The 24881-nt window shown below is 48.2% G+C and carries 30 protein-coding genes; all 30 read left to right on the forward strand.

Annotated features, from left to right (window positions below):
* Positions 1-11: 11 nt before the first annotated feature.
* The 30 genes from EAT1B_RS14905 (at position 12) to rseP (ending at position 24851) form a co-directional block, all read left to right on the forward strand.
* Positions 12-1100 carry a flagellar hook-length control protein FliK gene (locus EAT1B_RS14905; protein ID WP_015881393.1) on the forward strand — a complete coding sequence of 363 codons (1089 nt, stop codon included), beginning with the start codon at positions 12-14 and terminating at the stop codon, positions 1098-1100.
* Entirely contained in the window at positions 1072-1500 is a 429-nt protein-coding gene (locus EAT1B_RS14910; RefSeq protein WP_015881394.1) for a flagellar hook capping FlgD N-terminal domain-containing protein, read from the forward strand. The genes EAT1B_RS14905 and EAT1B_RS14910 overlap by 29 nt, the downstream gene beginning before the upstream one ends.
* Positions 1501-1518: 18 nt before the next feature.
* Positions 1519-2430: a flagellar basal body rod protein FlgG gene (gene flgG, locus EAT1B_RS14915; RefSeq protein ID WP_015881395.1), complete on the forward strand. Its 912-nt coding sequence runs from the start codon at positions 1519-1521 to the stop codon at positions 2428-2430.
* On the forward strand, positions 2430-2648 hold the full coding sequence (locus tag EAT1B_RS14920; RefSeq protein ID WP_015881396.1) for a flagellar FlbD family protein: 219 nt from the start codon (positions 2430-2432) through the stop codon (positions 2646-2648). Before flgG ends, EAT1B_RS14920 begins: the two co-directional genes overlap by 1 nt.
* Positions 2641-3093: a flagellar basal body-associated FliL family protein gene (locus tag EAT1B_RS14925; protein WP_015881397.1), complete on the forward strand. Its 453-nt coding sequence runs from the start codon at positions 2641-2643 to the stop codon at positions 3091-3093. The genes EAT1B_RS14920 and EAT1B_RS14925 overlap by 8 nt, the downstream gene beginning before the upstream one ends.
* A 9-nt stretch (positions 3094-3102) precedes the next feature.
* A complete protein-coding gene (gene fliM, locus EAT1B_RS14930; protein ID WP_015881398.1) occupies positions 3103-4092 on the forward strand; it encodes a flagellar motor switch protein FliM in 990 nt (329 codons plus the stop codon).
* Entirely contained in the window at positions 4089-5219 is a 1131-nt protein-coding gene (gene fliY, locus EAT1B_RS14935) for a flagellar motor switch phosphatase FliY (RefSeq protein WP_015881399.1), read from the forward strand. Before fliM ends, fliY begins: the two co-directional genes overlap by 4 nt.
* Before the next feature lie 13 nt (positions 5220-5232).
* The gene (locus EAT1B_RS14940; RefSeq protein WP_015881400.1) at positions 5233-5598 is read left to right on the forward strand and encodes a response regulator; all 366 of its coding nucleotides are present in this window, start codon (positions 5233-5235) and stop codon (positions 5596-5598) included.
* Positions 5595-6089: a flagellar biosynthetic protein FliO gene (locus EAT1B_RS14945; protein WP_015881401.1), complete on the forward strand. Its 495-nt coding sequence runs from the start codon at positions 5595-5597 to the stop codon at positions 6087-6089. Before EAT1B_RS14940 ends, EAT1B_RS14945 begins: the two co-directional genes overlap by 4 nt.
* Entirely contained in the window at positions 6086-6751 is a 666-nt protein-coding gene (gene fliP, locus EAT1B_RS14950; protein ID WP_015881402.1) for a flagellar type III secretion system pore protein FliP, read from the forward strand. Before EAT1B_RS14945 ends, fliP begins: the two co-directional genes overlap by 4 nt.
* Positions 6752-6762: 11 nt before the next feature.
* Positions 6763-7035: a flagellar biosynthesis protein FliQ gene (gene fliQ, locus EAT1B_RS14955; protein WP_015881403.1), complete on the forward strand. Its 273-nt coding sequence runs from the start codon at positions 6763-6765 to the stop codon at positions 7033-7035.
* Positions 7032-7802: a flagellar biosynthetic protein FliR gene (gene fliR / locus EAT1B_RS14960; RefSeq protein WP_015881404.1), complete on the forward strand. Its 771-nt coding sequence runs from the start codon at positions 7032-7034 to the stop codon at positions 7800-7802. The genes fliQ and fliR overlap by 4 nt, the downstream gene beginning before the upstream one ends.
* Entirely contained in the window at positions 7799-8893 is a 1095-nt protein-coding gene (gene flhB, locus EAT1B_RS14965; RefSeq protein ID WP_015881405.1) for a flagellar biosynthesis protein FlhB, read from the forward strand. The genes fliR and flhB overlap by 4 nt, the downstream gene beginning before the upstream one ends.
* A gap of 13 nt (positions 8894-8906) precedes the next feature.
* Positions 8907-10928, forward strand: a complete 2022-nt coding sequence (gene flhA / locus EAT1B_RS14970; protein ID WP_041918005.1) for a flagellar biosynthesis protein FlhA — start codon at positions 8907-8909, stop codon at positions 10926-10928.
* A gap of 1 nt (position 10929) precedes the next feature.
* Entirely contained in the window at positions 10930-11991 is a 1062-nt protein-coding gene (locus tag EAT1B_RS14975) for a GTP-binding signal recognition particle SRP54 G- domain-containing protein (protein ID WP_015881407.1), read from the forward strand.
* Positions 11970-12809 carry a MinD/ParA family protein gene (locus EAT1B_RS14980; RefSeq protein WP_015881408.1) on the forward strand — a complete coding sequence of 280 codons (840 nt, stop codon included), beginning with the start codon at positions 11970-11972 and terminating at the stop codon, positions 12807-12809. The genes EAT1B_RS14975 and EAT1B_RS14980 overlap by 22 nt, the downstream gene beginning before the upstream one ends.
* 19 nt (positions 12810-12828) lie before the next feature.
* Positions 12829-14820: a chemotaxis protein CheA gene (locus EAT1B_RS14985; protein WP_015881409.1), complete on the forward strand. Its 1992-nt coding sequence runs from the start codon at positions 12829-12831 to the stop codon at positions 14818-14820.
* Positions 14821-14832: 12 nt separating this feature from the next.
* Positions 14833-15264 (forward strand): chemotaxis protein CheW, encoded by a 432-nt coding sequence (locus EAT1B_RS14990; protein WP_015881410.1) that lies wholly within the window; start codon positions 14833-14835, stop codon positions 15262-15264.
* Positions 15254-15853, forward strand: a complete 600-nt coding sequence (locus tag EAT1B_RS14995; protein WP_015881411.1) for a chemotaxis protein CheC — start codon at positions 15254-15256, stop codon at positions 15851-15853. Before EAT1B_RS14990 ends, EAT1B_RS14995 begins: the two co-directional genes overlap by 11 nt.
* Positions 15846-16331, forward strand: coding sequence for a chemotaxis protein CheD (locus tag EAT1B_RS15000; protein WP_015881412.1), 486 nt, complete (start codon positions 15846-15848; stop codon positions 16329-16331). Before EAT1B_RS14995 ends, EAT1B_RS15000 begins: the two co-directional genes overlap by 8 nt.
* A gap of 12 nt (positions 16332-16343) precedes the next feature.
* On the forward strand, positions 16344-17114 hold the full coding sequence (locus tag EAT1B_RS15005) for a FliA/WhiG family RNA polymerase sigma factor (RefSeq protein WP_015881413.1): 771 nt from the start codon (positions 16344-16346) through the stop codon (positions 17112-17114).
* A 12-nt stretch (positions 17115-17126) separates the two neighbouring features.
* The gene (locus EAT1B_RS15010; RefSeq protein WP_015881414.1) at positions 17127-17519 is read left to right on the forward strand and encodes a hypothetical protein; all 393 of its coding nucleotides are present in this window, start codon (positions 17127-17129) and stop codon (positions 17517-17519) included.
* A gap of 152 nt (positions 17520-17671) precedes the next feature.
* Entirely contained in the window at positions 17672-18412 is a 741-nt protein-coding gene (gene rpsB, locus EAT1B_RS15015) for a 30S ribosomal protein S2 (protein WP_015881415.1), read from the forward strand.
* A gap of 117 nt (positions 18413-18529) precedes the next feature.
* The gene (gene tsf, locus EAT1B_RS15020; protein ID WP_015881416.1) at positions 18530-19411 is read left to right on the forward strand and encodes a translation elongation factor Ts; all 882 of its coding nucleotides are present in this window, start codon (positions 18530-18532) and stop codon (positions 19409-19411) included.
* A 110-nt stretch (positions 19412-19521) separates the two neighbouring features.
* Positions 19522-20247, forward strand: coding sequence for a UMP kinase (gene pyrH / locus EAT1B_RS15025; protein ID WP_015881417.1), 726 nt, complete (start codon positions 19522-19524; stop codon positions 20245-20247).
* Entirely contained in the window at positions 20244-20804 is a 561-nt protein-coding gene (gene frr, locus EAT1B_RS15030; protein ID WP_015881418.1) for a ribosome recycling factor, read from the forward strand. The genes pyrH and frr overlap by 4 nt, the downstream gene beginning before the upstream one ends.
* 84 nt (positions 20805-20888) lie before the next feature.
* Positions 20889-21626 carry an isoprenyl transferase gene (locus EAT1B_RS15035; RefSeq protein ID WP_015881419.1) on the forward strand — a complete coding sequence of 246 codons (738 nt, stop codon included), beginning with the start codon at positions 20889-20891 and terminating at the stop codon, positions 21624-21626.
* A 1-nt stretch (position 21627) separates the two neighbouring features.
* Complete coding sequence (locus EAT1B_RS15040) at positions 21628-22425, forward strand: phosphatidate cytidylyltransferase (RefSeq protein WP_015881420.1); 798 nt, start codon at positions 21628-21630, stop codon at positions 22423-22425.
* Positions 22426-22439: 14 nt separating this feature from the next.
* Entirely contained in the window at positions 22440-23597 is a 1158-nt protein-coding gene (dxr, locus tag EAT1B_RS15045) for a 1-deoxy-D-xylulose-5-phosphate reductoisomerase (protein ID WP_015881421.1), read from the forward strand.
* 3 nt (positions 23598-23600) lie between these two features.
* Entirely contained in the window at positions 23601-24851 is a 1251-nt protein-coding gene (rseP, locus tag EAT1B_RS15050; protein WP_015881422.1) for an RIP metalloprotease RseP, read from the forward strand.
* Positions 24852-24881 lie beyond the last annotated feature (30 nt).

The raw sequence follows: 24881 nt of genomic DNA on the forward strand, positions 1-24881 counted from the left end.
GAGGGCCAACATTGAATATCGCTTTATTGACACAAGCCATTCAAGGATCGATGGCTCGCACTGGAGCAGTGGAAGGCGAATCACAGGGAGCAGGCGGTTTTTTAAGCCTCCTCTCGGCGATGCTCGCCCCAATGCAAGGCTCTGGGGAGCAGACAGAACTTCCTCCGCTGGAAGAAGGTGTGCTTCCTGAAGGATCAGTCGACTTGGAAAAGGTGGCACAAGAACTCGAAACATGGTTTCAAAAGCCCGATACGTTGAAGTGGCTCAAATCACTTCCGCAAGATGCCTATCGGACATTTATGGACGCATATGTAGGTTTACTCGGACAATTGTCTACTGCTTCACCTGAGACAGAGATGCCGTCTTCAGTTTTACCGGCGATTGCTCAGACGACGACTACACCGAAAGTCCAGATCATAAAGCAAACTGAGGGAAATGTTCAGACGACCAACATGCCACTCACGCAACCTGTTCCAAACCAAGAACTTGCCAAGCAAGTTCAAACGATGCAACGGATTATCACGCAATATAAAGGACCGGTAGAAGGCACATTGAAAGAAGTTCCCGTCTTGCCAAACGTTGAAACCGTCAAAATGGTAAAACCTGCACTTCAGCCAAGCAATGTGGACTGGATGCCGAAAGGGATGAACTGGTCAAGGCCACAGATTGATGTGGACACGGTCATGTATGCTTCAAAAGGATCGCTTCCTGAAAATTTGCAAGCTCGGATTGAGGCGGCTCTTCAAAAGGCACCGTTCAAAAGTGGGGCGGACGGTTCAAAAGTATTCACCGTACGATTATATCCGGAGCAATTAGGAGAACTCGTCGTCAAGCTAGAGCGGAAGAATGGAGAACTTGTCGTCAAGATGTTTGCCAGCAATCAAGAGGCGAAACAACTGATTCAATCGCAAGTTCAACAGTTGCAACAAACGTTGACACCCCATTCGCAAAACGTTCGGGTCGAGGTCAACTTGACACAACAGGCACTCGATTCAAAAGCAGCCTTGTCAGACGGTTCCGAGCAACCTGAACAAGAACAACCACAAGAACAGCCTAAAGGAGGGTCTGAAGATGACGAGCATCCAACCGAAGACGAATGATTTTACATTGCCAGACCAGTCGCTCCCAAAAGCGACGAATCAATATGATAAAGACATGTTCATGAAGTTGCTGCTCGCTCAAATCGCGAACCAGGACCCGATGTCACCGATGGAAGATAAAGAGTTCATCGCACAGATGGCGCAGTTCTCGTCTCTCGAGCAAATGCAAGCCATCTCAAAACAACTCGACTCGGTTCTCGTCGACCGTCACATGTCGTCGATTTCTGAATACAGTAGCATGATTGGGAAAACGATCGACTTCACATCGGAAACGAGTGAAGAGACGACGAAAGGGTCGGGTCGGGTCGTTTCTATTTCCCGTAACGACTTAACCGGATATATGGCCGATCTTGAAGACGGCACATCCGTCAGCGTGTACGATATCACATCCATCAAATAAGCATAGGAGGAATACATTATGTTAAGAGCAATGTACTCAGGAATCAGTGGATTGAAGAACTTCCAATCGAAGCTAGACGTCGTCGGGAACAACATCGCCAACGTCAACACGTTCGGTTATAAAAAAGGTCGCGTCACGTTCAAAGACCTCGTCAGTCAACAAGTCGGGAGTGCGTCGGCCGGAAATGCGACAACAGGTGGTGTGAACCCGAAAGAAGTCGGTCTCGGGGGGACGATGGCGACGGTCGATAACGTCTATAACCAGGGTGCTATGCAAAACACAGGACGCGCCCTTGACGTTGGGATTTCAGGTGAAGGATTCTATGCGACGATGGTCAATGGTCAAATCCAATACACGCGCGCTGGGAACTTCTACACGGACAACCAAGGTAATTTGGTGACGGGCGACGGGACATACCTCATTGGTTCTCAGACGAACACGTTGCCTCCTTCTGGTGTTGCCGGAGTTGCAGCCACACCTACTGCAGCAAATATGGGGGCGAACTTAGACGCACCTTATTTAGCAGCTGATGCAGGTACACAAACCGTTAAATACGGTCGAATTAAAATCCCAACAGATGCAAAATCGCTTTCAATTGGTAAAGACGGACAAGTTAGTTTCGTAGCTGCTAATGGTGAACTTCGTATCGCTGGTTATATCGTCACGTCGAACTTCTCGAACAACGCCGGTTTATCAAAAGTCGGAGCCAACAACTTCGTACAATCGCAAAACTCCGGTGCTCCACAGTTTGGCGTACCTGGTGCGGGCGGTCGCGGTGAACTTGTCTCAGGTGCACTTGAAATGTCAAACGTTGACCTTTCAGAAGAGTTCACAGAAATGATCGTGGCACAGCGTGGATTCCAGGCGAACACACGCATTATCACAACATCGGACGAGATCCTTCAAGAACTCGTCAACTTGAAACGCTGATGATTCGCGTCACGGCATTTCGCGGTGAGGAGTTCGTGCTGAACGCTTTGCTCATCGAAACGGTGAAGGCAGAGCCCGACACGATCATCCAATTGTTTAATGGCAAAACGTATCTCGTAAAAGAAACGAAAGATCAAATCATTGAACGAACTGAAGCCTTTTACCGCACAATCGGTTTAGTCGGAACGATGTTCACAAGAGGTGAAGAAGATGAGTGAAGAAGAAAAGAAAAAAGGTGGCGGCCTGAAGGTCGTGATCATCCTGCTTGTCGTCCTGCTCGTCATGGGCGGTGCCGGATTCATGACGTACAAATATGTCTTCGGTGATAACGTCACTGCTAAAACGAAACCGGTCACAGCTGAAGAGTTGGCAGAACGGAGTTTCATGACCGATGACATGACGACGAACATTCAAGACGAGCGTTTCATCAACGTTCAATTTACGATCGTCACAGATTCGGCTGAAACGAAAGAGAATTTAGAACTACGCAAATTCCAAGTGCACAACGTCATTTTGGGTGACTTATCCGGGATGACGAAAGCCCAATTGGCAACAAAAGAGGATATGCAAAAGTTCGAACAAACATTACGAGAACAACTTAACGGACTGCTTGAAGAAGGTGAAGTCCAACGCGTCTACATGACGAAGAAAATTATTCAGTGAGGTGGCATCATGGGAGAAGTACTGTCTCAACAAGAAATTGATGCCTTACTATCTGCATTAAGCAGTGGGGATGTCGAAGCGGACTCCTTTCTCGCGCAAGAGGAAGAGAAGAAAGTTCGACAATATGACTTCAAGCGAGCCGTTCGATTTTCAAAAGATCAAATTCGTAGCTTAACTCGGATTCACGAGCATTTCACACGGATGCTCACGACATTTTTCTCGGCCCAACTTCGCACGTACGTTCAGTTTTCGGTCAACTCGGTCGAACAATTACCGTACGATGAATTCATCCATTCCATTCCGAGCATGACGATGATCAACTTGATTGAGGCGCCACCGTTAAACGGGCGATTCATCATCGAGGTCAATCCGAACATCTCGTACGCGATGTTAGACCGATTACTCGGTGGTCCCGGTGTCGAGATGGATAAAATCGAATCGTTCACCGAAATCGAGATGCGGATCTTGACGCAATTGTACAAACGGGCGTTTTCGACATATGGGGATGCTTGGGAATCGATTGCTGAGATTAAAGCAGAAATGTCAGCCGTTGAAGTGAATCCGCAGTTCCTGCAACTCGTCTCACCAAATGAAACGGTCGTTTTGATTTCAATCGGTGTGACGATCGGTGAAGTGAGCGGAACGATCAACGTCTGTCTGCCATTCGTCACAATCGAACCGGTATTGTCCAAATTATCGAGTCATTACTGGATGCAGGAAGCGAATCGACGCAATGCGAGTCAATCGAGTAAGGAACCGCTTAAAGCCCAATTGATGAACTCGACGGTCGAGGTCGTATCCTTACTCGGTGAGACGACGATCACATTTGGAGATTTGTTGCATCTAGAAGTCGGAGATTGTTTGGCACTCGATCAATTAGCAAAAGAACCCCTGTCCGTCATGGTGGGGGAAAATAAAGTATTTAAAGGGCAAGTCGGTGTGAGCGGGAAGCGAATGGCGGTTCAAGTGCTTCACCGTGTGAAGGAGGAAGAGCAATGAGTGAGATGCTGTCACAAGATGAAATTGATGCGTTATTACGCGGGACAAGCGACAATACGCCGACGCCAGAAGTCGATGCGAAAGAAGAACATTTAGATTCGATGGAGAGCGATGCACTCGGAGAAATTGGGAATATTTCATTCGGGAACTCGGCAACGGCCTTGTCAACATTACTACAACAAAAAGTTGAAATCACGACACCAGTTGTCAGTGAAGTAAGAATTGAAGCGTTACGCGAACGCTATCCCACTCCTCATGTGGCGCTTCGGGTAGGCTACACAGAAGGGATCCAAGGGGAGAACGTCCTCGTCTTGACTCGCGAAGATGCGGCCATCATCTCTGACCTCATGTTAGGCGGAAGTGGAGAGAATGTCGATCCGGAGAGCCTTGATGAGATTCGGTTGTCGGCAGTTCAAGAAGCGATGAACCAAATGATGGGGGCGGCAGCAACGTCTTTATCGACGGTATTTTCGAAGAAGATTGACATCTCGCCACCTCTTGTGGAAGTGTTCGATGCGACGAAGAACCAAACCATCATCGATCGCCTTGAACTTTGGGAAACGATGGTACTCATCGAGTTCAATCTCAAGGTAGGTACGTTGATTGATTCAACAATCGTTCAGATCGCACCGATTCAATTTGGAAAGCAATTGGTCGATGAGTTGATGAAAGCTACAGGGGAAGCCCAGGCAACACCGGAACCGGTGAAAGCGCAACCGCAAGCGGAAGCGCCAAAACCACAACCGCAAGCCCAACAACAGGCGCAACCAGTTGCCCCGCAACCAAGTAAACAAAAATCGATGCCGGAAGTGGCAGTAAGCCAAGCGGAATTCATGCCGCTCCAATCACCGGCATCGCAAGAAGCGGCACCGGCGAATCTTGGGTTGTTATACGATGTCCCGTTAAACGTGACAGTAGAGTTAGGAAGAACGAAAAAATCCGTTCGGGAAGTACTTGAGTTATCACAAGGCTCCATCATCGAACTCGACAAACTAGCGGGCGAGCCGGTAGACATTTATGTCAACCAACAACGAATCGCTAGAGGAGAAGTCGTTGTCATTGAAGAAAACTTTGGGGTACGTGTAACAGAAATTATTCAACCGCATGAGCGGATCGGAATCGTTTAAGGAGGAATTTAGAATGAGTGCAAAAGTATTAGTAGTGGATGACGCAGCGTTCATGCGTATGATGATCAAGGACATTTTGACAAAGAATGGATATGACGTAGTAGGTGAGGCAGAAAACGGCGCGGACGCCGTCGCGAAATACCGTGAACTCACACCGGATCTCGTTACACTTGATATCACGATGCCTGAGATGGATGGACTCGCAGCATTGAAAGAAATTCGTAGTTTCGACTCGAATGCGAAAATCATCATGTGTTCAGCGATGGGACAACAAGCGATGGTCATCGATGCCATTCAAGCTGGAGCAAAAGACTTCATCGTCAAGCCTTTCAATGCAGAACGTGTCATCGAAGCAGTTTCTAAAACGGTCGCACAATGAAGAAATGGTGGTTGATTATTCTCCTCGTGGTCGGGCTCTCTGCTCCGGCCACGGTTGAGGCCGCCACCGTAGACCAACAATTCGAGCAACAACAGACAGATGAACAGGAAAGTAACGTTCCAACGACAGCGTCAACCATTGGCAATGGCGTGAAAGTCGTGTTGAGTCTCGTGGTCGTGGTCGGCGGATTTATCGTCTTGATGCGTTGGCTCAGTTCTAAAACACAAGGCGTGAAAGCGACTCAACATATGAAACATCTCGGAGGCGTCCCGCTCGGAAAAGACCGTTCCGTCCAGCTCGTGAAGCTCGGTGACCAAGTGTATGTACTCGGTGTCGGTGATTCGATTCAACTGATCGATCGACTCGATGCGGACACGATGGAGGAAGAGCAAACGGAATCCTTGTCACTCCGAACGTCAAATTCGAATGCATTTTTAGACACCTTTAAGAAACAACTCGCTCAGCTAGAAGAAGTGAGGAAGAAATCATGACGACGTTTGAGCAATTGATCAATTTAGAAACACCGGACAGCACGTCGACATCCATCAAGCTTTTGATTTTGTTGACATTGCTGACGCTCGCACCATCCTTTTTAATCTTGATGACTTGCTTTACTCGGGTCGTGGTCGTCTTGTCATTCATTCGACCGGCACTCGGTACACAGCAAACGCCACCGAACCAATTGATTGTCGGGTTGGCACTATTCATCACACTATTCGTCATGTCTCCGGTTCTTTCGGATTTGAACGAGAACGCATTAAAACCATACCTCGATGACAAGATCTCACAAGATGAGGCGTTCGATGAGGCAAGTGGGACGATGAAGGAGTTCATGTCGAAATATACAAGACAAGAAGATTTACAACTGTTCTTAAAGTATGGGAATTACGAGCAGCCGGAGACGCTTGATGATGTGCCGCTCCTCGCTTTGGTACCTGCTTACGCGATCAGTGAGTTGAAGACCGCTTTCCAAATCGGCTTCATGATTTTCTTACCGTTTTTGATCATTGATATGGTAGTCGCAAGTGTCCTCATGTCGATGGGGATGATGATGCTTCCACCGGTCATGATTGCATTGCCGTTTAAATTATTGTTGTTTGTATTGGTCGATGGCTGGCACTTGATTGTGGAATCATTGCTTAGAAGTATGTAGGGGGAACGGACATGACACAAGAAATGGTCATCTATTTGGCGACAGAGAGTGTGTGGACCTTATTAAAAATATCAATGCCACTTCTGCTCATCTCACTGATCGTCGGTCTCGTGATCTCGATTTTACAGGCCACGACTCAAATTCAAGAACAAACGTTATCGTTCGTTCCAAAAATTATTTCGGTCTTCATCGGTCTCGTCATCTTTGGACCGTGGATGCTTCAACAGATTGAAGGATTCACGCGTTTGATCTTTGAGTTGATGGTCGAGGTTGCATCGAAATGAATGTGGTCGACTTCATCAGTATGTATGGGTTAACGTTCGCACGACTGTCTGGCTTTTTTGTGAGTGTCCCGTTGTTCTCGACGAGACAATTACCGGTCATGCACCGCGTCGGGTTCAGTGCGTTTTTAGCGTATTACGCGATGTTTACACTGACCGAGCCAATCCAGATGACGAATGCGTTCGTCCTGCAAGTCGTCTATGAAGTCATGATCGGACTTTTACTTGGACTGTTAATCAACATTCTATTTTTTGCACCACAAATTGCCGGTGGGGTCATTGATTTACAGCTCGGATTAGCGATGGCTTCTGCATACGATCCGATGTTTGGCGGTCAATCACCATTGATTGGACGATTTTATTATATTTTTACGCTTTTCATTTTGTTGACGAGCAACCTGCATCTTCTGCTGATTGATGGCATTTATTATAGCTTTCAAATCTATCCGCCTGGTCAACCGATGATCAACTTTACCGAAGCCTCATTGATGATGGCCGTGAAAGTCGTCACCATGACCATGATGGTCGCGTTGCAATTGGCGTTGCCGATGATGGCTTCCTTGCTACTTGTTGACTTAGCTCTCGGATTTTTAGCGAAGTCAGCGCCACAGTTCAATATCTTTGCCATCGGATTTTCATTTAAACTCATCGCCGGCTTTGCCGTCATGGTTTTATTGATGGGACTGACATTGACAGGGATCAGCCAGTTCATCCCGCTATTACAAGAAGTGATGCACGACTTTATGCTTATATTAGGAGACGCCTCATGAATAAGCCTCTATATCCTTTATCGGTCAATCTACAGTTTTTTGCAGGCGAAAAGACAGAAAAAGCGACTCCACGTAAACGGGAAGACTCCCGAAAGAAGGGGCAGGTCGCCAAATCAGCCGATTTGACTGGAGCGTTCGCACTTTTTGCGATGTTTCTCATGTTATCTTTTTTCGGTCCCGTGATTGGGCAACAATTGCTTACTTTAATCAGCGATTTACTCAGTCCAGAGTATTTATTATTTAACGTGACGGGCGGCATGTCGGATATGGTCGTCGACTTAATGCTCCGTGTCGGTCTGATTTTGGCTCCGTTCTTTATCGTCGCCGTTGTGTTTGGGATTCTTATTAATTACCTACAAATCGGAACGTTATTTTCTTTAGAAGCCATTCAACCAAAGCTAGAGCGGATCGACCCGATTAAAGGGGTCAAACGCATCGTCAGCATGAAAGCGGTCGTCGAATTTTTAAAGTCCTTATTCAAATTGTTAATCATCCTGACAACCGCTGTCGCTGTCCTTTGGAAAAATCAGAAAGAACTGTCTCGGATGGCCGTCGAACAAGTTCGTGAATCGATTGTCGCACTTGCGAGTATCACGATTGAACTTGGTCTTTGGGTAAGTGTCGCACTTTTGGCACTCGCATTCCTCGATTTTTTCTATCAACGGTTTGACTTCGAAAAATCAATCCGAATGTCTAAGCAAGATATAAAAGACGAGTATAAAAATACGGAGGGTGACCCGCTCATCAAATCCAAAATCAAACAGCAACAAAGGGAAATGGCGATGCGACGGATGATGCAAGAGATTCCGAACGCCGATGTCGTCATCACGAACCCGACCCATTACGCGGTCGTCATTCGATATGATGACACGAAAGATTTTGCGCCACTCGTCGTCGCCAAAGGGGTCGACCGGGTCGCCTTTCATATTCGAGATGTCGCAAAAGAACATGATGTGGCGATTGTTGAGAATAAACCACTCGCGCGCGCGCTCTATGCGCAAATCGACATCGGTGAAGTGGTAGACGAATCGTTTTATCAAGCCATTGCGGAAGTGCTCGCATTCGTCTATCAAATGAAGCAACCGTCTTGAGGAGGAGTATGTGTTGGCAGTAAAAGCGAAAGACTTTGCAATCTTGATCGGTGTGTTGATGATTGTCATCATGCTGATCATCCCGTTACCGGGGTTTTTATTAGACTTTTTAATCATCGTAAATATTTTGATCGCCATCATGATTCTACTCGTGGCGATGAATGCCCGAGAAGCACTCGACTTCTCCGTATTCCCTTCTCTCTTATTGATTGTGACGTTGTTTCGTCTCGGTTTGAACGTATCGACGACCCGTTCGATTCTATCGAACGGTTATGGTGGGGAAGTCATTGCGACGTTCGGTGATTTCGTCATCGGCGGAAATGTCCTTGTCGGATTCGTCGTCTTCCTGATTCTCGTCATCATTCAATTCGTCGTCATCACAAAAGGGGCGGAACGTGTTTCGGAAGTATCTGCCCGCTTCACGCTCGATGCGATGCCGGGGAAACAGATGGCCATCGATGCCGATTTGAACTCTGGCTTGATTGACGACAAAGAAGCCCAGATGCGTCGCCGTAAAATTCAAAGTGAAGCGGACTTCTATGGATCGATGGACGGGGCATCGAAGTTCGTTAAAGGAGATGCCATCGCCGGAATCATCATCGTGTCGATCAACTTGATCTTCGGGATTATCATCGGTGTCGTTCAAATGGGATTACCAGTGGGTGAAGCGTTCCAGACGTTCTCGCTCATGACAATCGGGGATGGATTGGTCAGTCAAATCCCGGCACTCTTGATTTCGACCGCGACCGGGATCATCGTGACCCGTGCCGTCTCGGATGGGAACTTAGGGGAAGACGTAATCGACCAGCTCGGTCAAAACCCGTCGCTCCTGTATATCGCCGGGTCGATCGTCTTCATGCTCGGATTCGTGTCGCCACCCCTTCTTCCGGTGACGATGATCATTGCCGGAACAGCATTCTTCGGCGCCTACACGATGCGTCGTAATATCCGTCAGGCAACGGAAGAGCCGATGCTCGAAGAGGAACCATCGACAGCGCCGACAGAATCAGTCGTCTCGCTGTTACAAATTGACTCGATTGAATTTGAATTCGGGTATGGCTTGATTCCGCTTGCAGATGAGTCTCAAGGTGGCGATCTGCTAGACCGTGTCGTCATGATTCGTCGTCAGCTCGCACTCGAGCTCGGCTTCATCTTACCGACGGTCCGGATTCGTGACCACTTGCAACTGTCACCGAATGCCTACCGGATCAAAGTGAAAGGGAACGTCGTCGCGGAAGGGGAGTTATTGCTCGACCATTACTTGGCGATGAGCCCAGGAATTGAAGATCCCGAAGTGTACGGAATTGAAACGACAGAACCAGCATTCGGGCTTCCTGCCCTTTGGATTGATGAAGAGACACGGACACGTGCAGAAATGAGCGGGTATACCGTCGTCGACCCACCTTCTGTCGTCGCGACCCATTTGACCGAGACGTTGAAGAAACATGCAGCAGATTTACTCGGTCGGGAAGAGACGAAGCAACTCGTCGAGCACCTGAAAGAGACGCATCCGGTCCTCGTCGAAGATGTGACACCGTCGGTCCTCTCGATTGGCGAAATTCAGAAAGTGCTACGCCACTTACTCCAAGAAAGTGTCTCCATTCGGAACTTGCCGCTTCTATTTGAAACGATGGCAGATTACGGAAAAGTGACGAAAGATGCGGAAATCTTAGGAGAGTATTGCCGACAAGGGTTGTCCCGTCAATTGACCGATCAAGTCAAACCACCTGAAGGTCCACTTTATGTCGTGACACTCGGCGGACAGACAGAACAGACCGTGCAAGACGCGGTTCAAAAAACGGAGTTCGGGAACTATTTGGCGCTCGACCCAGAGCAAGCTAGAGAGATTATCGAGCGCACTGGCGAACAACTGTCGATGTTTGAACGATATGGGGCATCGGCTGTGATTTTATGTTCCCCAACGATTCGTCTGTTCGTTCGTCAATTGCTCGAACGGTATTATCCAGATGTGCCGGTATTGGCTTATAACGAATTACTCAGTTCCGTCGAAGTGAAAAGTATTGGGGTGATTTAACATGCAGATTAAAAAGTTTACGGCGAAGACCATGGCTGATGCGATGGCGAAAGTGAAACAAGAGCTCGGAGACGAGGCAGTCATCCTCAACTCACGACAAGTGAAGACAGGATGGTTCGGTCTATTTGCATCCAAGCAAGTGGAGGTCATCGCAGCGCTTGAAAAAGAGCAAGTCGTCACAAAGCCACGACAACCCGCCCCTGTTCGGACAGCTCCAACACCATCACAACCTGTCATCACGCAGACACCACCACGTGTGATTGGAGGAGCGGCACCGAGACTACACGCCTCGTTGCAACATGTCGAATCGCTGCTCTCGACAGAATCCTTTGCGGATGAGTCGTGGGAGGAAACGCTGAACGAACTGTACTATACGACAAAATCTGTAGAAGAAGCTGAACGTTTCGTATACGAACAAGTCAAATCGACGTTCATTGAACCGCCTGAAGCGAAGCGATATGTCATGGTCGTCGGACCGACGGGGGTCGGCAAGACGACCACGCTTGCCAAACTTGCGGCGCACTTCAAGCTGACGGAAGGCAAAACGGTCGGATTGATTACGACCGACACGTACCGAATCGCTGCCATCGAACAGCTGAAGACGTATGCTGAAATCATGAGTATACCTGTCGAAGTGGCATATGATTTTCATGACTTTAAACGTGCCAAACAATTGTTTGCTCGTAAAGACATCGTGCTGATCGACACGGCGGGACGGAATTTCCGCGACCCGGCTTACGTCGAACAGTTTCATGAACATCACGACTTCACTGAAACAAGTCTATCGCTCGTGTTGAGTTTGACATCCAAAATGAAGGACATGGATATGATTTATTCGCAATTTGAATCATTGCCTCTCAGCTCACTTATTTTTACGAAGGCGGACGAGACAAGTGATATCCACGCGATGTACCGTATGGTGAAAAAGAGCGGTCTCCCGGTCGCCTGGATGACAGACGGCCAAGAAGTGCCGGACGATCTGATTCGGGGACATGCGGACGCACTGACGAAACGACTGTTTGAGAAAGAAGGGTGGGCAAGATGGACCAAGCAAGGCGTTTAAGAGCAATCAATGATGCCCATCCGACGACAATCGCCTTTGCGAGTGGGAAAGGCGGGGTCGGAAAGACGAACGTCTGTGTAAACACGGCCATCGCCCTAGCTGAACTCGGAAAACGGGTGTTGATTGTCGACTTTGACATCGGTATGGCCAATGTGCACATCTTGATGAATGCCATGAAGTCCAGAACGATGATTGAGACCGTCAAAGCTCGTATTCCATTGGCTGCAGCTGTTCAGAAAAATGTATATGGTGTCGATATATTACATGGAGGGAGTGGGCAGGACCAACTCGTCCATCTCTCAGATGATGACATGCAATTTCTCATGCGAGAACTCGAAGTATTGACCGAATATGATTATGTCCTGTTCGACATGGGGGCTGGAGCGACGGACACCTCACTCCAGTTCATCGCGGGGTGCGATGAGATGTTCTTGATTTTGACTCCAGAACCTACCTCGCTCATGGACGGTTATGCATATACGAAACTGGTGCACCATCAGTACCCGGACTTGCCGCTTGGCGTCATCGTCAACCGAGCCCAGTCCGGTGAGGAAGCCCTTCAATGTTTCGAACGGATGGAAGTCGCATGTAAACAGTTTTTAAATAAGACGATTCGATTCCTCGGCTTTCTACCAGACGACTCATCTGTCAGAAAGGCAGTCATCGCCCAAGTCCCGTTTTATCAATACAACCGAAAGAGTGATATTAGCTGGCGCCTCGAACGAATTTTGACAACGCTTACGGGTACGCCTCCAAAACCACGTCACTTGATGGACCGTTTGATGGGGAACTTACGAAAACAGTGGAACCGAGTATAACGACAGGGAGGCAAATGAGATGGACGTGAATGAATACTTAGGGTTGTTTTTAGATGAATCCCAAGAACATATCCAATCAATCAACACACAGTTACTTAAATTAGAACAATCGGGTGGGGCGGATGTTGTACAGGAGATCTTCCGGTCCGCGCACACATTAAAAGGGATGTCTTCGACGATGGGGTACGAGCGCGTTGCCAACTTGACGCATGAGATGGAGAGCGCACTCGACCTCGTCCGTGGTGGCAAAAAGGAAAGTAACCAACTCTTGTTGGATACGATGTTCATCGCCATGGAACAGATGGAGGACATGATTGCGGACATCGAGAGCGGAGGACAAGGCGCGAACGTGGATGTATCCGAAACGGTCGCCGCATTCCAATCCTTCATCGGGGGGAAAGAAGTCGCAGTCGAAAAAACGTCAGAGACGAGCACGTTTGAGATTGATTTATATACGAACTCGGTCATCGAGCAAGCCAAACAGACAGGCTTCGAGGCGTATCAAATCACAGTCAAACTGTCTGACGCGGTCGTCTTGAAAGCGGCCCGGGCGTATATGGTGTTCGATCGCCTTCAAGAACTCGGTGAGGTCGTCAGCACACATCCGGAGACAGAAGAAATCGAACAAGAGCAATTTGACTTGTCGTTCGACGTCTTATTCTTGTCACAAGAGACGGCAGAAGTGATTGAACATGCCATCGCTCAAGTATCGGAAGTGGAGCGTGTCGAAGTCAATGCGTTTACAGAAACAGCGGTCAGTGAGCCAGAAGTCGCTGTGACAGCGGAGACGATTGCGCCTGAGCCTGTCGTCCAAGCTACCTCGGACAAGGAAGAAACGAAAGATACGAAAGAGCAAGTAGCCGCTCAAGCACAAGCAAAAACGATTCGCGTCAACTTAGAACGGATTGATCGTCTAATGAACTTGTTTGAAGAGTTTATCATTGACCGTGGACGCCTTGAGCGCTTGGCGGATGAAGTCGGTCAACCGGAATTGAATGAAACGGTCGAAAAAATCAAGCGGGGCACGAACGAGTTGCAATCACTCGTCTTGACGCTCCGGATGATGCCGATCGAACAAGTGTTCAACCGCTTCCCACGGATGGTGCGTTCGGTTGCGAAAGAAATCCATAAAAAAGTCCAGTTGGACATTTCAGGTGCGGAAACAGAACTCGATCGCACGGTCATCGATGAAATTGGCGATCCGCTCGTCCACTTGATCCGTAACGCCATCGATCACGGTATCGAACGTCCGGAAGTGCGTCTTCAAGCCGGAAAACCGGAGCAGGGCATGCTTGCACTCCGTGCATATCACGGCGGAAACCGTGTCTTCATTGAAATCGAGGACGACGGTGCCGGCATCAACGTCGACAAGGTTCGCTCGAAAGCGTTGGAGCGCGGCGTAATCACAGATGAAGAAGCGACGTCGATGTCTGAGAACGAATTGGCGATGCTGATCTTTGCTCCAGGCTTCTCGACGGCAGACGTGGTCACTGACTTGTCAGGACGCGGTGTCGGACTCGATGTCGTCAAAAATAAAATCGAGTCACTCGGTGGCGTCGTTTCTTTAGAGACGGTTGCGGGACAGGGCACGAAGTTCCAAGTCAGCTTACCGCTCACCCTCTCGATCATCTCGGCGATGCTCGTTCAAGTGGGAGATGAATCGTATGCGATTCCATTGACATCAATCCTTGAGACGACATTACTTGATGAAGCGGACATTTTGACGGCACACCGTGAGCGAGTCTTCGACTTCCGTGGTCAATTGGTCCCACTCGTCTATTTGAAAGAAATGTTTGGTATCGAATCCGAGACGAAGACGCAATTCCCGGTCGTCGTCGTTCGAAAAGGCAACAAACTCGTCGGCGTCGTCGTCAATGATTTGATCGGTCAACAAGAAATTGTCATGAAACCGCTCGGTACGTATCTTGAAGGGATTCCGGCTATCTCTGGTGCGACCATTCTCGGTGACGGTCGCGTCGCCCTTATCGTAGATAGTAACGATCTCTTTTAAGGAGGAATATTGATGGAACAGAAATGGGTAGTCTTTTCACTTGAAGAAAATACGTATGGGATCGACGTACAGTCGGTCCGTTCAATCGAGCGACTTCAGCCGATCACGCGGGTGCCGAACGCACCGTCACATGTGAAAGGGGTCATCAACCTTCGTGGTGTCGTCACGCCGGTCATCGACCTTCGCTTACGACTCGGCTACGAAGAAATCGAACCGACGGATGAGACACGCATCCTGATCGCCTCGTTGAATCAAGGAGATGCTGGATTTATCGTCGACCGTGCGAATGAGGTCGTGGAAAGCGACGAAGTACGCATCGAACCGATTCCGGAATCAAGCCGCGATATGCTCTCGGCACATTTGACAGCGATCGCAAAAGGAGAAGATAAACTCTTCTCATTACTCGATGCGAACGCGTTGTTTGAGGAACAGTATGCTGAGTGAGTTTGAACAAGACCTGTTAAAAGAACTGGGAAATATAGGGTCTGGACATGCGGCGACTGCTTTGTCCGCCATGCTCTCGAAACCGGTGAACATTACCGTGTCTTCTGCCGAAATGGAACCAATCACTTATTTACCAGAGCGAGTCGGCGGTCCGGAACGACATGTTGCCTCGGTCTTATTGGAATTAGATGGTGACATTCGTGGAATGATCCTCATTTTGTTCGCCGTTGAAGATGCCGAGCAAATGGTTTCGACCTTGATTGGGATGCCGTATTCATTTGATTCATTTGATGAGCTCGGTCAATCGGCTTGGGAAGAGGTCGGGAATATCATGAGTGGTGCTTATGCACGGGCGCTAGGTGACTGGTTACAGACACCAATCATGATTCAAGTGCCGGCAACGGCCATCGATATGGCGGGTTCAATCGTTGAATTTGTCGTCACGTCCGTCCAACCTGAGGAAGACGCGGCGCTCTATATCGACACGACATTTATGATCGATCAAAAAGTAAGCGCAGGACATGTGTTGTTCCTACCGACACATGGGTCGCTCAAACGGATTCAAGAACGGTTGCTTGGCAATGGCTGATGTATTAAAAATCGGCATTGCCGAATGGAAGCAGACGACCGCACCAAATCGGCTACGTACAGCCGGGCTCGGATCATGTGTGGGTGTCATTTTGTATGACACCCGCCTCCAATTGGCGGCGATGGCACATGTCATGTTGCCGGACTCGACGATTGCTCGTAAGAACCAGACGATTGAAGTAGGAAAATACGCAGATACAGCCATCGATGCACTCGTCCATTCATTGAAACGAGAAGGGGCGACGCGACTGCAAGCGAAGATGGCAGGCGGCGCTCAGATGTTTCAGTTTAAATATGAGAACGAAGCGATGCGAATCGGTGAGCGAAACGCCGAGGCGATCCGTCAAGCATTAAAAGTCCATCGTATTCCGCTCGTGGCAGAAGATTGCGGCGGACATAACGGGCGGACGATCGAATTTGATGTCGCAACATCCGTCTTGTCGATTCGGACGGTGAGCGTGGGTACGAAAGAACTATAAGGGGGGATCGACATGACGACTCATCTTACACAGTTGTGGGATCGCTGGAATATGGACCGTGATATGGATACAGCAAACGAATTACTAGCACATTACGAGTTTCTCATCCACTACCACGTACAACGGATGATCGTGACGCTTCCAAAGAGCGTCGAACGCGACGAATTGAAAAGTTTGGGTTACATGGGATTGTACGATGCCCTTATGAAATATGATCCAGAGCACAACAATAAATTTGATACGTATGCTGCGTTTCGGATACGAGGCGCCATAATCGACGGCTTACGAAAAGTGGACTGGTTACCTCGGTCGGTTCGAGAAAAAGTAAAAAAAATCGATCACGTGGCAGAACAGCTTGAACAGTCGTTACATCGAGCTCCGACGAAGAGCGAATTAGCTTCGGCATGCGACCTGCCGATTTCAGAAATCGAACGAACGATGGCGGAAGGTTACTTTGCTAATATGTTGTCGATTGATGAGGCCGTGACGTTGCAAGAAGAAGGGAAAGTCATGTCTGTCACGTATTTCGACCCGGATTCTGAAAAGCCTGAAGATACATTATTACAACGCGAATTGATTGACGTGCTGGCTGCAGAGGTTGACCATTTATCTGAAAAAGAGCGACTCGTCGTATCTTTGTTTTACTTTGACGAACTGACGTTGACAGAGATTGGGGAAGTGCTCGAACTGTCCACATCGCGGATATCGCAAATTCATTCCAAAGCGTTGAAGACGTTAAAGCATGCGCTCGGTCGGTCCTATTTAGAAGAAAAGACATCGTAAGGAGATGAACAAGTGTATATTGTATATGTGATCACAGCTTGTTTGGTTGCTTACGGTTTTTTATTCGGCTACCGACAAGTTCAAGCGCTGCAGGAACGAGTCGATCGACTCGAACGAGAGAAGCAAGAGACTGAATCGTTGCTTCTTTCGTTCATGGAGTCGATGAACGACCTCGTCGTTCAGGAACCCGCTGAACGTTCGAACGTGGTTCAACGAGAGGAAGCTCCAACACCCGTTGTCAATGCGTCTGTCCAAACGGTCGTAGAGGCGACAGAAGAGACGACACCGTCCGCGTCAATCGACGTGGACGATGTCTTGTTGCGACATTCCGTCCGGGACGCCGCCCGTATCCTAGGAAAAGGCGAGGGCGAGCTCGCGCTGTATGCGAAACTTCGTAAAAAGTGAGAGTTGCCGGATTTCGTGACATATGCTATAGTAATTCTCGGTGTTAAACACATCACACACGTCTCGGGATGATATTCCTCGGTGCCGAAAGGTCGGAATACAACAATGAACGAGGCGGAGGACTTTTTTAAACCACAAGGAGGAAATTTATCATGGCAGTAATTTCAATGAAGCAATTGCTTGAAGCTGGTGTACACTTCGGTCACCAAACACGCCGTTGGAACCCAAAAATGGCGAAATACATCTTCACAGAGCGTAACGGGATCTACATCATCGACCTTCAAAAGACGGTCAAAAAAGTAGACGAAGCTTACAACTTTGTTCGTGAACTCGCGGCAGAAGGCGGAAACGTCCTCTTCGTTGGTACGAAAAAACAAGCTCAAGATACAATCAAAGAGGAAGCAATCCGTTCTGGAATGTTCTTCATTAACGAGCGTTGGTTGGGTGGAACACTCACTAACTTCTCAACAATCAAAAAGCGTATTAACCGCTTGAAGCAACTCGAAAAAATGGAAGAAGACGGCACGTTCGAAGTACTTCCTAAGAAAGAAGTCATCATCTTGAAGAAAGAAATGACTCGTCTTGAGAAGTTCCTCGGCGGAATCAAGGACATGCCTGGTGTGCCTGACGCCCTCTTCATCGTTGACCCACGTAAAGAGCGTATCGCAATCGCGGAAGCTCACAAATTGAACATCCCAATCGTTGCGATTGTCGACACAAACTGTGACCCAGACGAAATCGACTACGTAATCCCAGCGAACGACGATGCAATTCGTGCAGTTAAATTGCTCACTTCGAAGATGGCTGATGCAATCATCGAAGCGAAGCAAGGTGAAGAAGAAGTTGCTGAAGAAGCTGTAGCGACAGAAGCTGAAGCTACAGAAGCTGAGTAATCAGTGAGACAATAGGTGATAAAGGGAAAGCCTTTTATCACCTTTTTTTAGGACATGTAATCAAAAAGCCCTGTGCTTTTTCTTAAAATTCGTTAGTTTTACAAGGAGGAATTTCCGATGGCAGTTACAGCAGCAATGGTAAAAGAACTTCGTGAAAAAACAGGAGCAGGAATGCTCGATTGCAAAAAAGCACTCGTTGAAACAGACGGTGACATGCAAGCAGCAATCGACTTCCTTCGCGAAAAAGGAATCGCTAAAGCAGCAGCAAAAGGTGATCGTATCGCCGCTGAAGGTTTGACAGCAGTAGCAGTTGAAGGCAACAAAGCTGTGCTCGTCGAAATCAACTCAGAAACAGACTTCGTTGCGAAGAACGAGAAGTTCCAAACACTCGTCAACAACGTAGCAAAAGCAGTACTCGCATCAGGCGCAACAACTGCAGAAGCGGCACTCGCGGCTGAGTACGAAGCAGGTAAAACACTTGAAACGTACATCCAAGAAGAAGCTTCTACAATCGGAGAGAAAATCTCACTCCGTCGTGTAGCTGTTCTTGAAAAAGCTGAAGATGCAGTATTCGGTACGTACCTCCACATGGGTGGTCGCATCGGGTCAGTCGTTGTCATCGACGGCACATCTGACGAGACAGTTGCTAAAGACGTTGCAATGCACGTTGCTGCAGCTAGCCCACTTTACGCGACACGCGATGAAGTATCAGCTGAAGAAATCGACCGCGAGAAGAAAGTCTTGACTGAGCAAGCACTCAACGAAGGCAAGCCTGCTAACATCGTTGAGAAGATGATTGCTGGTCGTATGAACAAGTACTTCGAGGAAATCTGCCTCGTTGACCAAACGTTCGTAAAAGACAGCGACTTCAAAGTTGGTAAGTACGTAGAATCAAAAGGCGGAAAAATCAACTCGTTCGTACGCTTCGAAGTAGGAGAAGGTATGGAGAAACGTGAAGAGAACTTTGCTGAAGAAGTTATGAACCAACTTAAAAAATAATCTGTGTCACAATCTGTGATACAACTAAAATTGGGAACACGTCTGTATAACCTTGAGTTAGTTCGTTAAGGGAGCGTGTTCCCTTTTTTCAAGCAAGAGGAGGCAAAGTTATGGAACCGAAATATAAACGAATTGTGTTAAAATTGAGTGGAGAAGCGCTCGCTGGAGATCAAGGTTACGGGATCGACCCTAACATTGTAAACTCAATCTCAAGTCAAATTAAAGAATTGATCGAGATGGGTGTAGAAGTCGCCGTTGTTGTAGGTGCCGGAAACATTTGGCGTGGAAAGACGGGTAGTGAACTCGGGATGGATCGGGCAAACGCAGATTACATGGGTATGCTCGCAACTGTATTGAACTCACTTGCTCTTCAAGATAGCCTTGAAACGTACGGTGTCCAAACGCGCGTCCAAACATCAATTGAAATGCGACAAGTTGCTGAACCATACATTCGTCGTCGCGCAATGCGTCATCTTGAAAAAGGACGCGTCGTCATCTTTGCGGCCGGCACAGGTAACCCATATTTCTCAACGGACACAACAGCTGCCCTCCGTGCGGCTGAAATTGAAGCTGATGTCATTTTAATGGGTAAAAACAATGTGGACGGCGTCTATTCAGCCGATCCGAAATTGGATGCGACGGCAGTGAAGTACGATACGCTGTCTTACCTTGACGTCTTAAAGGATGGACTTCAAGTCATGGACTCGACAGCAACGTCACTTTGTATGGACAACCACATTCCATTGATTGTATTCTCATTGCTTGAAGAAGGTAACATTAAACGTGTCGTTCTCGGGGAACATATCGGGACGGTAGTAGGAGGAGTCAATTCATGAGTGTCAAAGAAGTATTGAAAACAGCTGAAGAAAAAATGGAAAAAGCGCATTCTTCACTTAAACGTGATTTTGGAACGCTTCGCACTGGCCGTGCCAGCGCATCGATTTTGGATCCTGTCCAAGTTGATTACTATGGTGTCCCAACACCACTCAATCAAGTGGCAAACATCAATACACCAGAAGCGCGTCTACTTTTGATTCAACCATGGGATAAGTCGATGGTTTCTGAAGTAGAGAAAGCGATTCAAAAGGCAGACCTCGGCTTGTCTCCATCATCTGACGGTACGGTCATCCGTTTGGCGATTCCTGCATTGACGGAAGAACGTCGTAAAGAATTAGTTAAAATCACGAAAAAATACGCAGAAGAAGCGAAGGTCGCTGTCCGTAACGTACGTCGTGATGCAAACGAAAACTTGAAGAAACTCGAGAAAGATGGCGAGTTAACAGAAGACGATCTCCGCGGATATGCAGATGACGTTCAAACGTTGACGGATTCGTATATCAAGAAGATTGATGAATCTGCAGCAATTAAAGAAAAAGAAATCATGGAAGTGTAATCACGGAAGTGGTATACCAAAAAGCTGTGTGGGGACCCTTTTTCTGAGAGGGTCCTTCTTTCATACAATCAGGAGGATAACAGAATGTTTAAATGGGTGAATCCTAAAACGAAAATCGAGGCGGAGTTAAGTGTTCCTGAGCACGTAGCCATCATCATGGATGGAAATGGACGCTGGGCCAAAAAACGTGGTCTCCCTCGCATCATGGGTCACCGGGAAGGGATGAAGTCCATCCGGGAAGCGGTACGAACAGCGCAGGAACTCGGGATTCGGTCTCTGACGCTTTATGCGTTCTCTACAGAGAATTGGACTCGTCCGGAAGAGGAAGTCTCATTCTTGATGAAACTGCCGAAACAGTTTTTGGAGACCGATTTGAAAGAACTCCATGAACAGAATGTACGGGTGCTCGTTGCGGGAGATACGTCGAAACTCCCACGAGAGACACGCGAAGCCGTTGATGAAGCGAGAGAGCGGACCGTTGCGAACACAGGATTGAACCTTGTCTTCGCACTCAACTACGGGGGACGAGATGAGCTCGTTCAAGCGATGCGGAGCATTGCAGTAGACGTTCAGTCCGGTTCGGTTCGAGCAGACGACATCGATGACCGTATGATTGGTGAACGACTCATGACACACGTTCAAGACGTGGATCTCGTTATTCGGACGAGCGGTGAGCAACGACTCTCTAACTTTTTATTATGGCAAAGCGCGTATGCTGAACTTCATTTCACAGAAGTATTGTGGCCGGAATTTAAGCGTGAGCATTTTGTAGAAGCGATTGAATCATACAACGCGCGCACGCGACGTTTTGGTGGGGTGTAACATGAAGACACGTATTATTACAGGACTATGGGCAGGAGCCATCTTTATCACGGTGATTGCGCTTGGAGGCAATGCCTTTGTTTCATTGATGGGGATTTTGGCACTCATCGGATTGAGTGAATTCACGTTGATGCGACAGCATAAGCTGTTGGCGTTTCCGTTCTTGGTGACAGCGCTCCTCGTGGCGTTCCCGTTCCTCTTATTATTGCTCGAGACTCAAGTTGTCACGGATGAACTTCCGTTCTCGATTGAACAATGGCTCGTCTTAGGGCTCGTGTTGTTGCTGTTTTGGACAGTGGTCACGAAAAATCGATTCACGTATGAAGATGCCAGTTTTTACTTCGTTTCAGCCGTCTATTTAGTCGTCGGTTTCTCTAGTTTTGCGTTAGTCCGGCTCTCTGAGGACGGTCTATCGAAAGTGCTGCTAATCTTGTTTATGATTTGGGCGACAGACTCGGGAGCGTATTTTACCGGAAAAGCATTCGGGAAAGCCAAGTTATGGCCATCGATTAGTCCGAATAAGACGATTGAAGGAGCGATTGGGGGCATTGTTTCTGCGATTGTACTCGGTATCATCTTCGTCTGGATTGATCCGATCTTGCCGATGATCGAGGTCGTCATTTTAGCGATTGTCGTGGCGGTAGTCGGACAGCTCGGGGATTTGGTGCAGTCTGCTTATAAGCGCCAGTACGGAGTCAAAGATTCAGGTCATCTGTTACCGGGACATGGTGGCATTTTAGACCGGTTTGATAGTATGATTGCGGTCTTTACCGTCATTTGGGTGTTTAATCTGCTTTAAAAAGGAGTGTCGAGATGAAGCGAATTAGCTTAATTGGGGGGACTGGTTCGATTGGCGTTCAAACTTGTGACGTCATCGAACAGCACCCTGACCTGTTTGAACTTGAGGCGTATGCGTTCGGAACGAACGTCGAGGTCGCCACGGAATGGATCAATCGACTTAGACCAAAATATGTGTCGGCAACGAGTATCGAAGTACTCGAACAGTTGAAGCCGCGTCTTACATATGAACCTCTCTATTTTATTGGACCGGAGGGGCTGAAGGAGTGTGCGACGGCAGAACGGGCTGACATCGTCGTGACGGCAGTCGTTGGAGCAGTTGGACTTGAACCGACGCTTGCGGCGATTCAAGCAGGGAAAGATATTGCACTCGCCAACAAGGAAACACTCGTTACCGCAGGACATCTTGTCAAAGCGGCCGTGAAAGAACATGGGGTCAACCTGTTGCCTGTCGACAGTGAACACTCCGCGATCTATCAATGTTTGAACGGGGAACGAAGAGAAGATGTATCCAAGATTATTCTAACGGCTTCAGGCGGTAGTTTCCGTGATCGTTCACGCGATGAGCTGGCTGATGTGACTGTTGAAGACGCACTGAATCATCCGAACTGGTCAATGGGAGCAAAAATCACCATCGATTCGGCGACGATGTTCAACAAAGGCCTTGAAGTCATCGAGGCACACTGGCTGTTCGATATCGATTATAATGATATTGAAGTCATCTTACATCGTGAATCGATTATTCATTCGATGGTCGAATTTAAAGATGCTGCCGTGATGGCCCAGCTCGGAAACCCGGATATGCGTGGTCCGATCCTTTATGCGCTATCGGGACCGAAGCGGCTTGAAATCGAGGGGAATAAGCGGTTAAACTTGAAGGAAATCGGAAAGCTGCATTTTGAAGAGGCTGATTTCAATCGCTACCCGGCACTCCGGTTAGCGTTCGAAGCAGGAAGAGCCGGTGGTTCTATGCCGACCGTCCTGAATGCAGCCAATGAAGTGGCAGTAGACCTATTCTTGAACGGTCAGATTACGTTTTTAGAGATTGAACGACTCGTCGAAGATGCGATGGCTCGACATGAGGTCATCGCCGAGCCGACGCTCGCGCAAATTCTAGAAGTTGACCGAGCAGTACGTCAACAGATTCAGCAAGGAATTGAAGGTGGGGAATAAATCATGACGACTTTTATCGCCATCGTTTTGATGTTTGGCGTTCTCATTTCGGTACACGAATGGGGACACCTCGTCATGGCGAAACGGGCAGGCATTCTCTGTCACGAGTTTGCAATCGGATTCGGTCCAAAAATTGTTTCATTCCGTAAAAATGAAACGCTCTATACCATTCGTCTTTTACCAATCGGTGGCTACGTCAAAATGGCCGGAGAAGATTTTGAACCGATTGAAGTCCGTGCGGGTCAGCATGTCGGACTCCGGCTCACCGAACAGGGGACGGTCGATCGTGTCTACTTCCAACCGGACACGGCTACAGATGTCCATGTCGTAGGAACCGTCGATAAGTTCGATTCGACACATGAGTTGAAAGTGCAACTTCTCATCGATGAGGAAGTGCGTGTCTATTCATTAGAGCGAGACACACTCCTTGTCGACCAAGGGATGGAAATTCAAATCGCACCGTATGATCGAACATTTGGAGCCCAGTCGGTTTGGAAACGTGTCTTGGCCATCGCAGCCGGTCCGGCGATGAACTTCGTCTTGGCGTTCATCTTGCTCATTATTGTGGGGCTCGTTCAAGGAACCCCGACGAACGATGGTCAAATCGGTACGGTTCAACCGGATTCAGCCGCTGATGAGGCTGGTTTGATGAGCGGGGATGAAATCGTATCGATTGAAGGTGAGCCGATTACCGATTGGCTCGACTTACGATCTGCTTTAGAAGACCGGGCGGACACCCCTACGGAAGTCACGTATGTCCGTGATGGGGAGGAAGCAACTGTCACCCTCACACCACAAGCAGTCGAACAAAACGGAGAGACGGTCGGGATTCTTGGTGTCACGAACGCACTCGAGCGATCACCGGTCAAAGCCGTGACGACGGGAGCGGAAACGACATGGACGATGTCGACGCTCATCTTCTCTGCGGTCGGTGATTTGGTGACAGGACAAGTCGGTGTCGATCAACTAGCAGGTCCGGTCGGGATTGTACGGATGACAGATGAAGTAGCGGCGAGCGGTTTGATCATGCTATTGAACTGGACAGCGCTTCTCTCCGTCAACCTTGCTATCTTCAACTTGCTCCCATTGCCAGCGTTAGACGGAGGACGTTTGATTTTCCTCTTGTTCGAAGCGGTACGCGGACGTCCAATCGATCCGAAAAAAGAAGGATTCGTCCACTTTATCGGATTCGCACTCTTGATGATTTTAATGTTGATTGTCACTTGGAACGACATTCAATCATTCTTTAAATAAGCTGTTTGTAGAGAAGGGAAACGTTGAACT

It is taken from the genome of Exiguobacterium sp. AT1b, assembly GCF_000023045.1.
Taxonomy (GTDB): domain Bacteria; phylum Bacillota; class Bacilli; order Exiguobacteriales; family Exiguobacteriaceae; genus Exiguobacterium.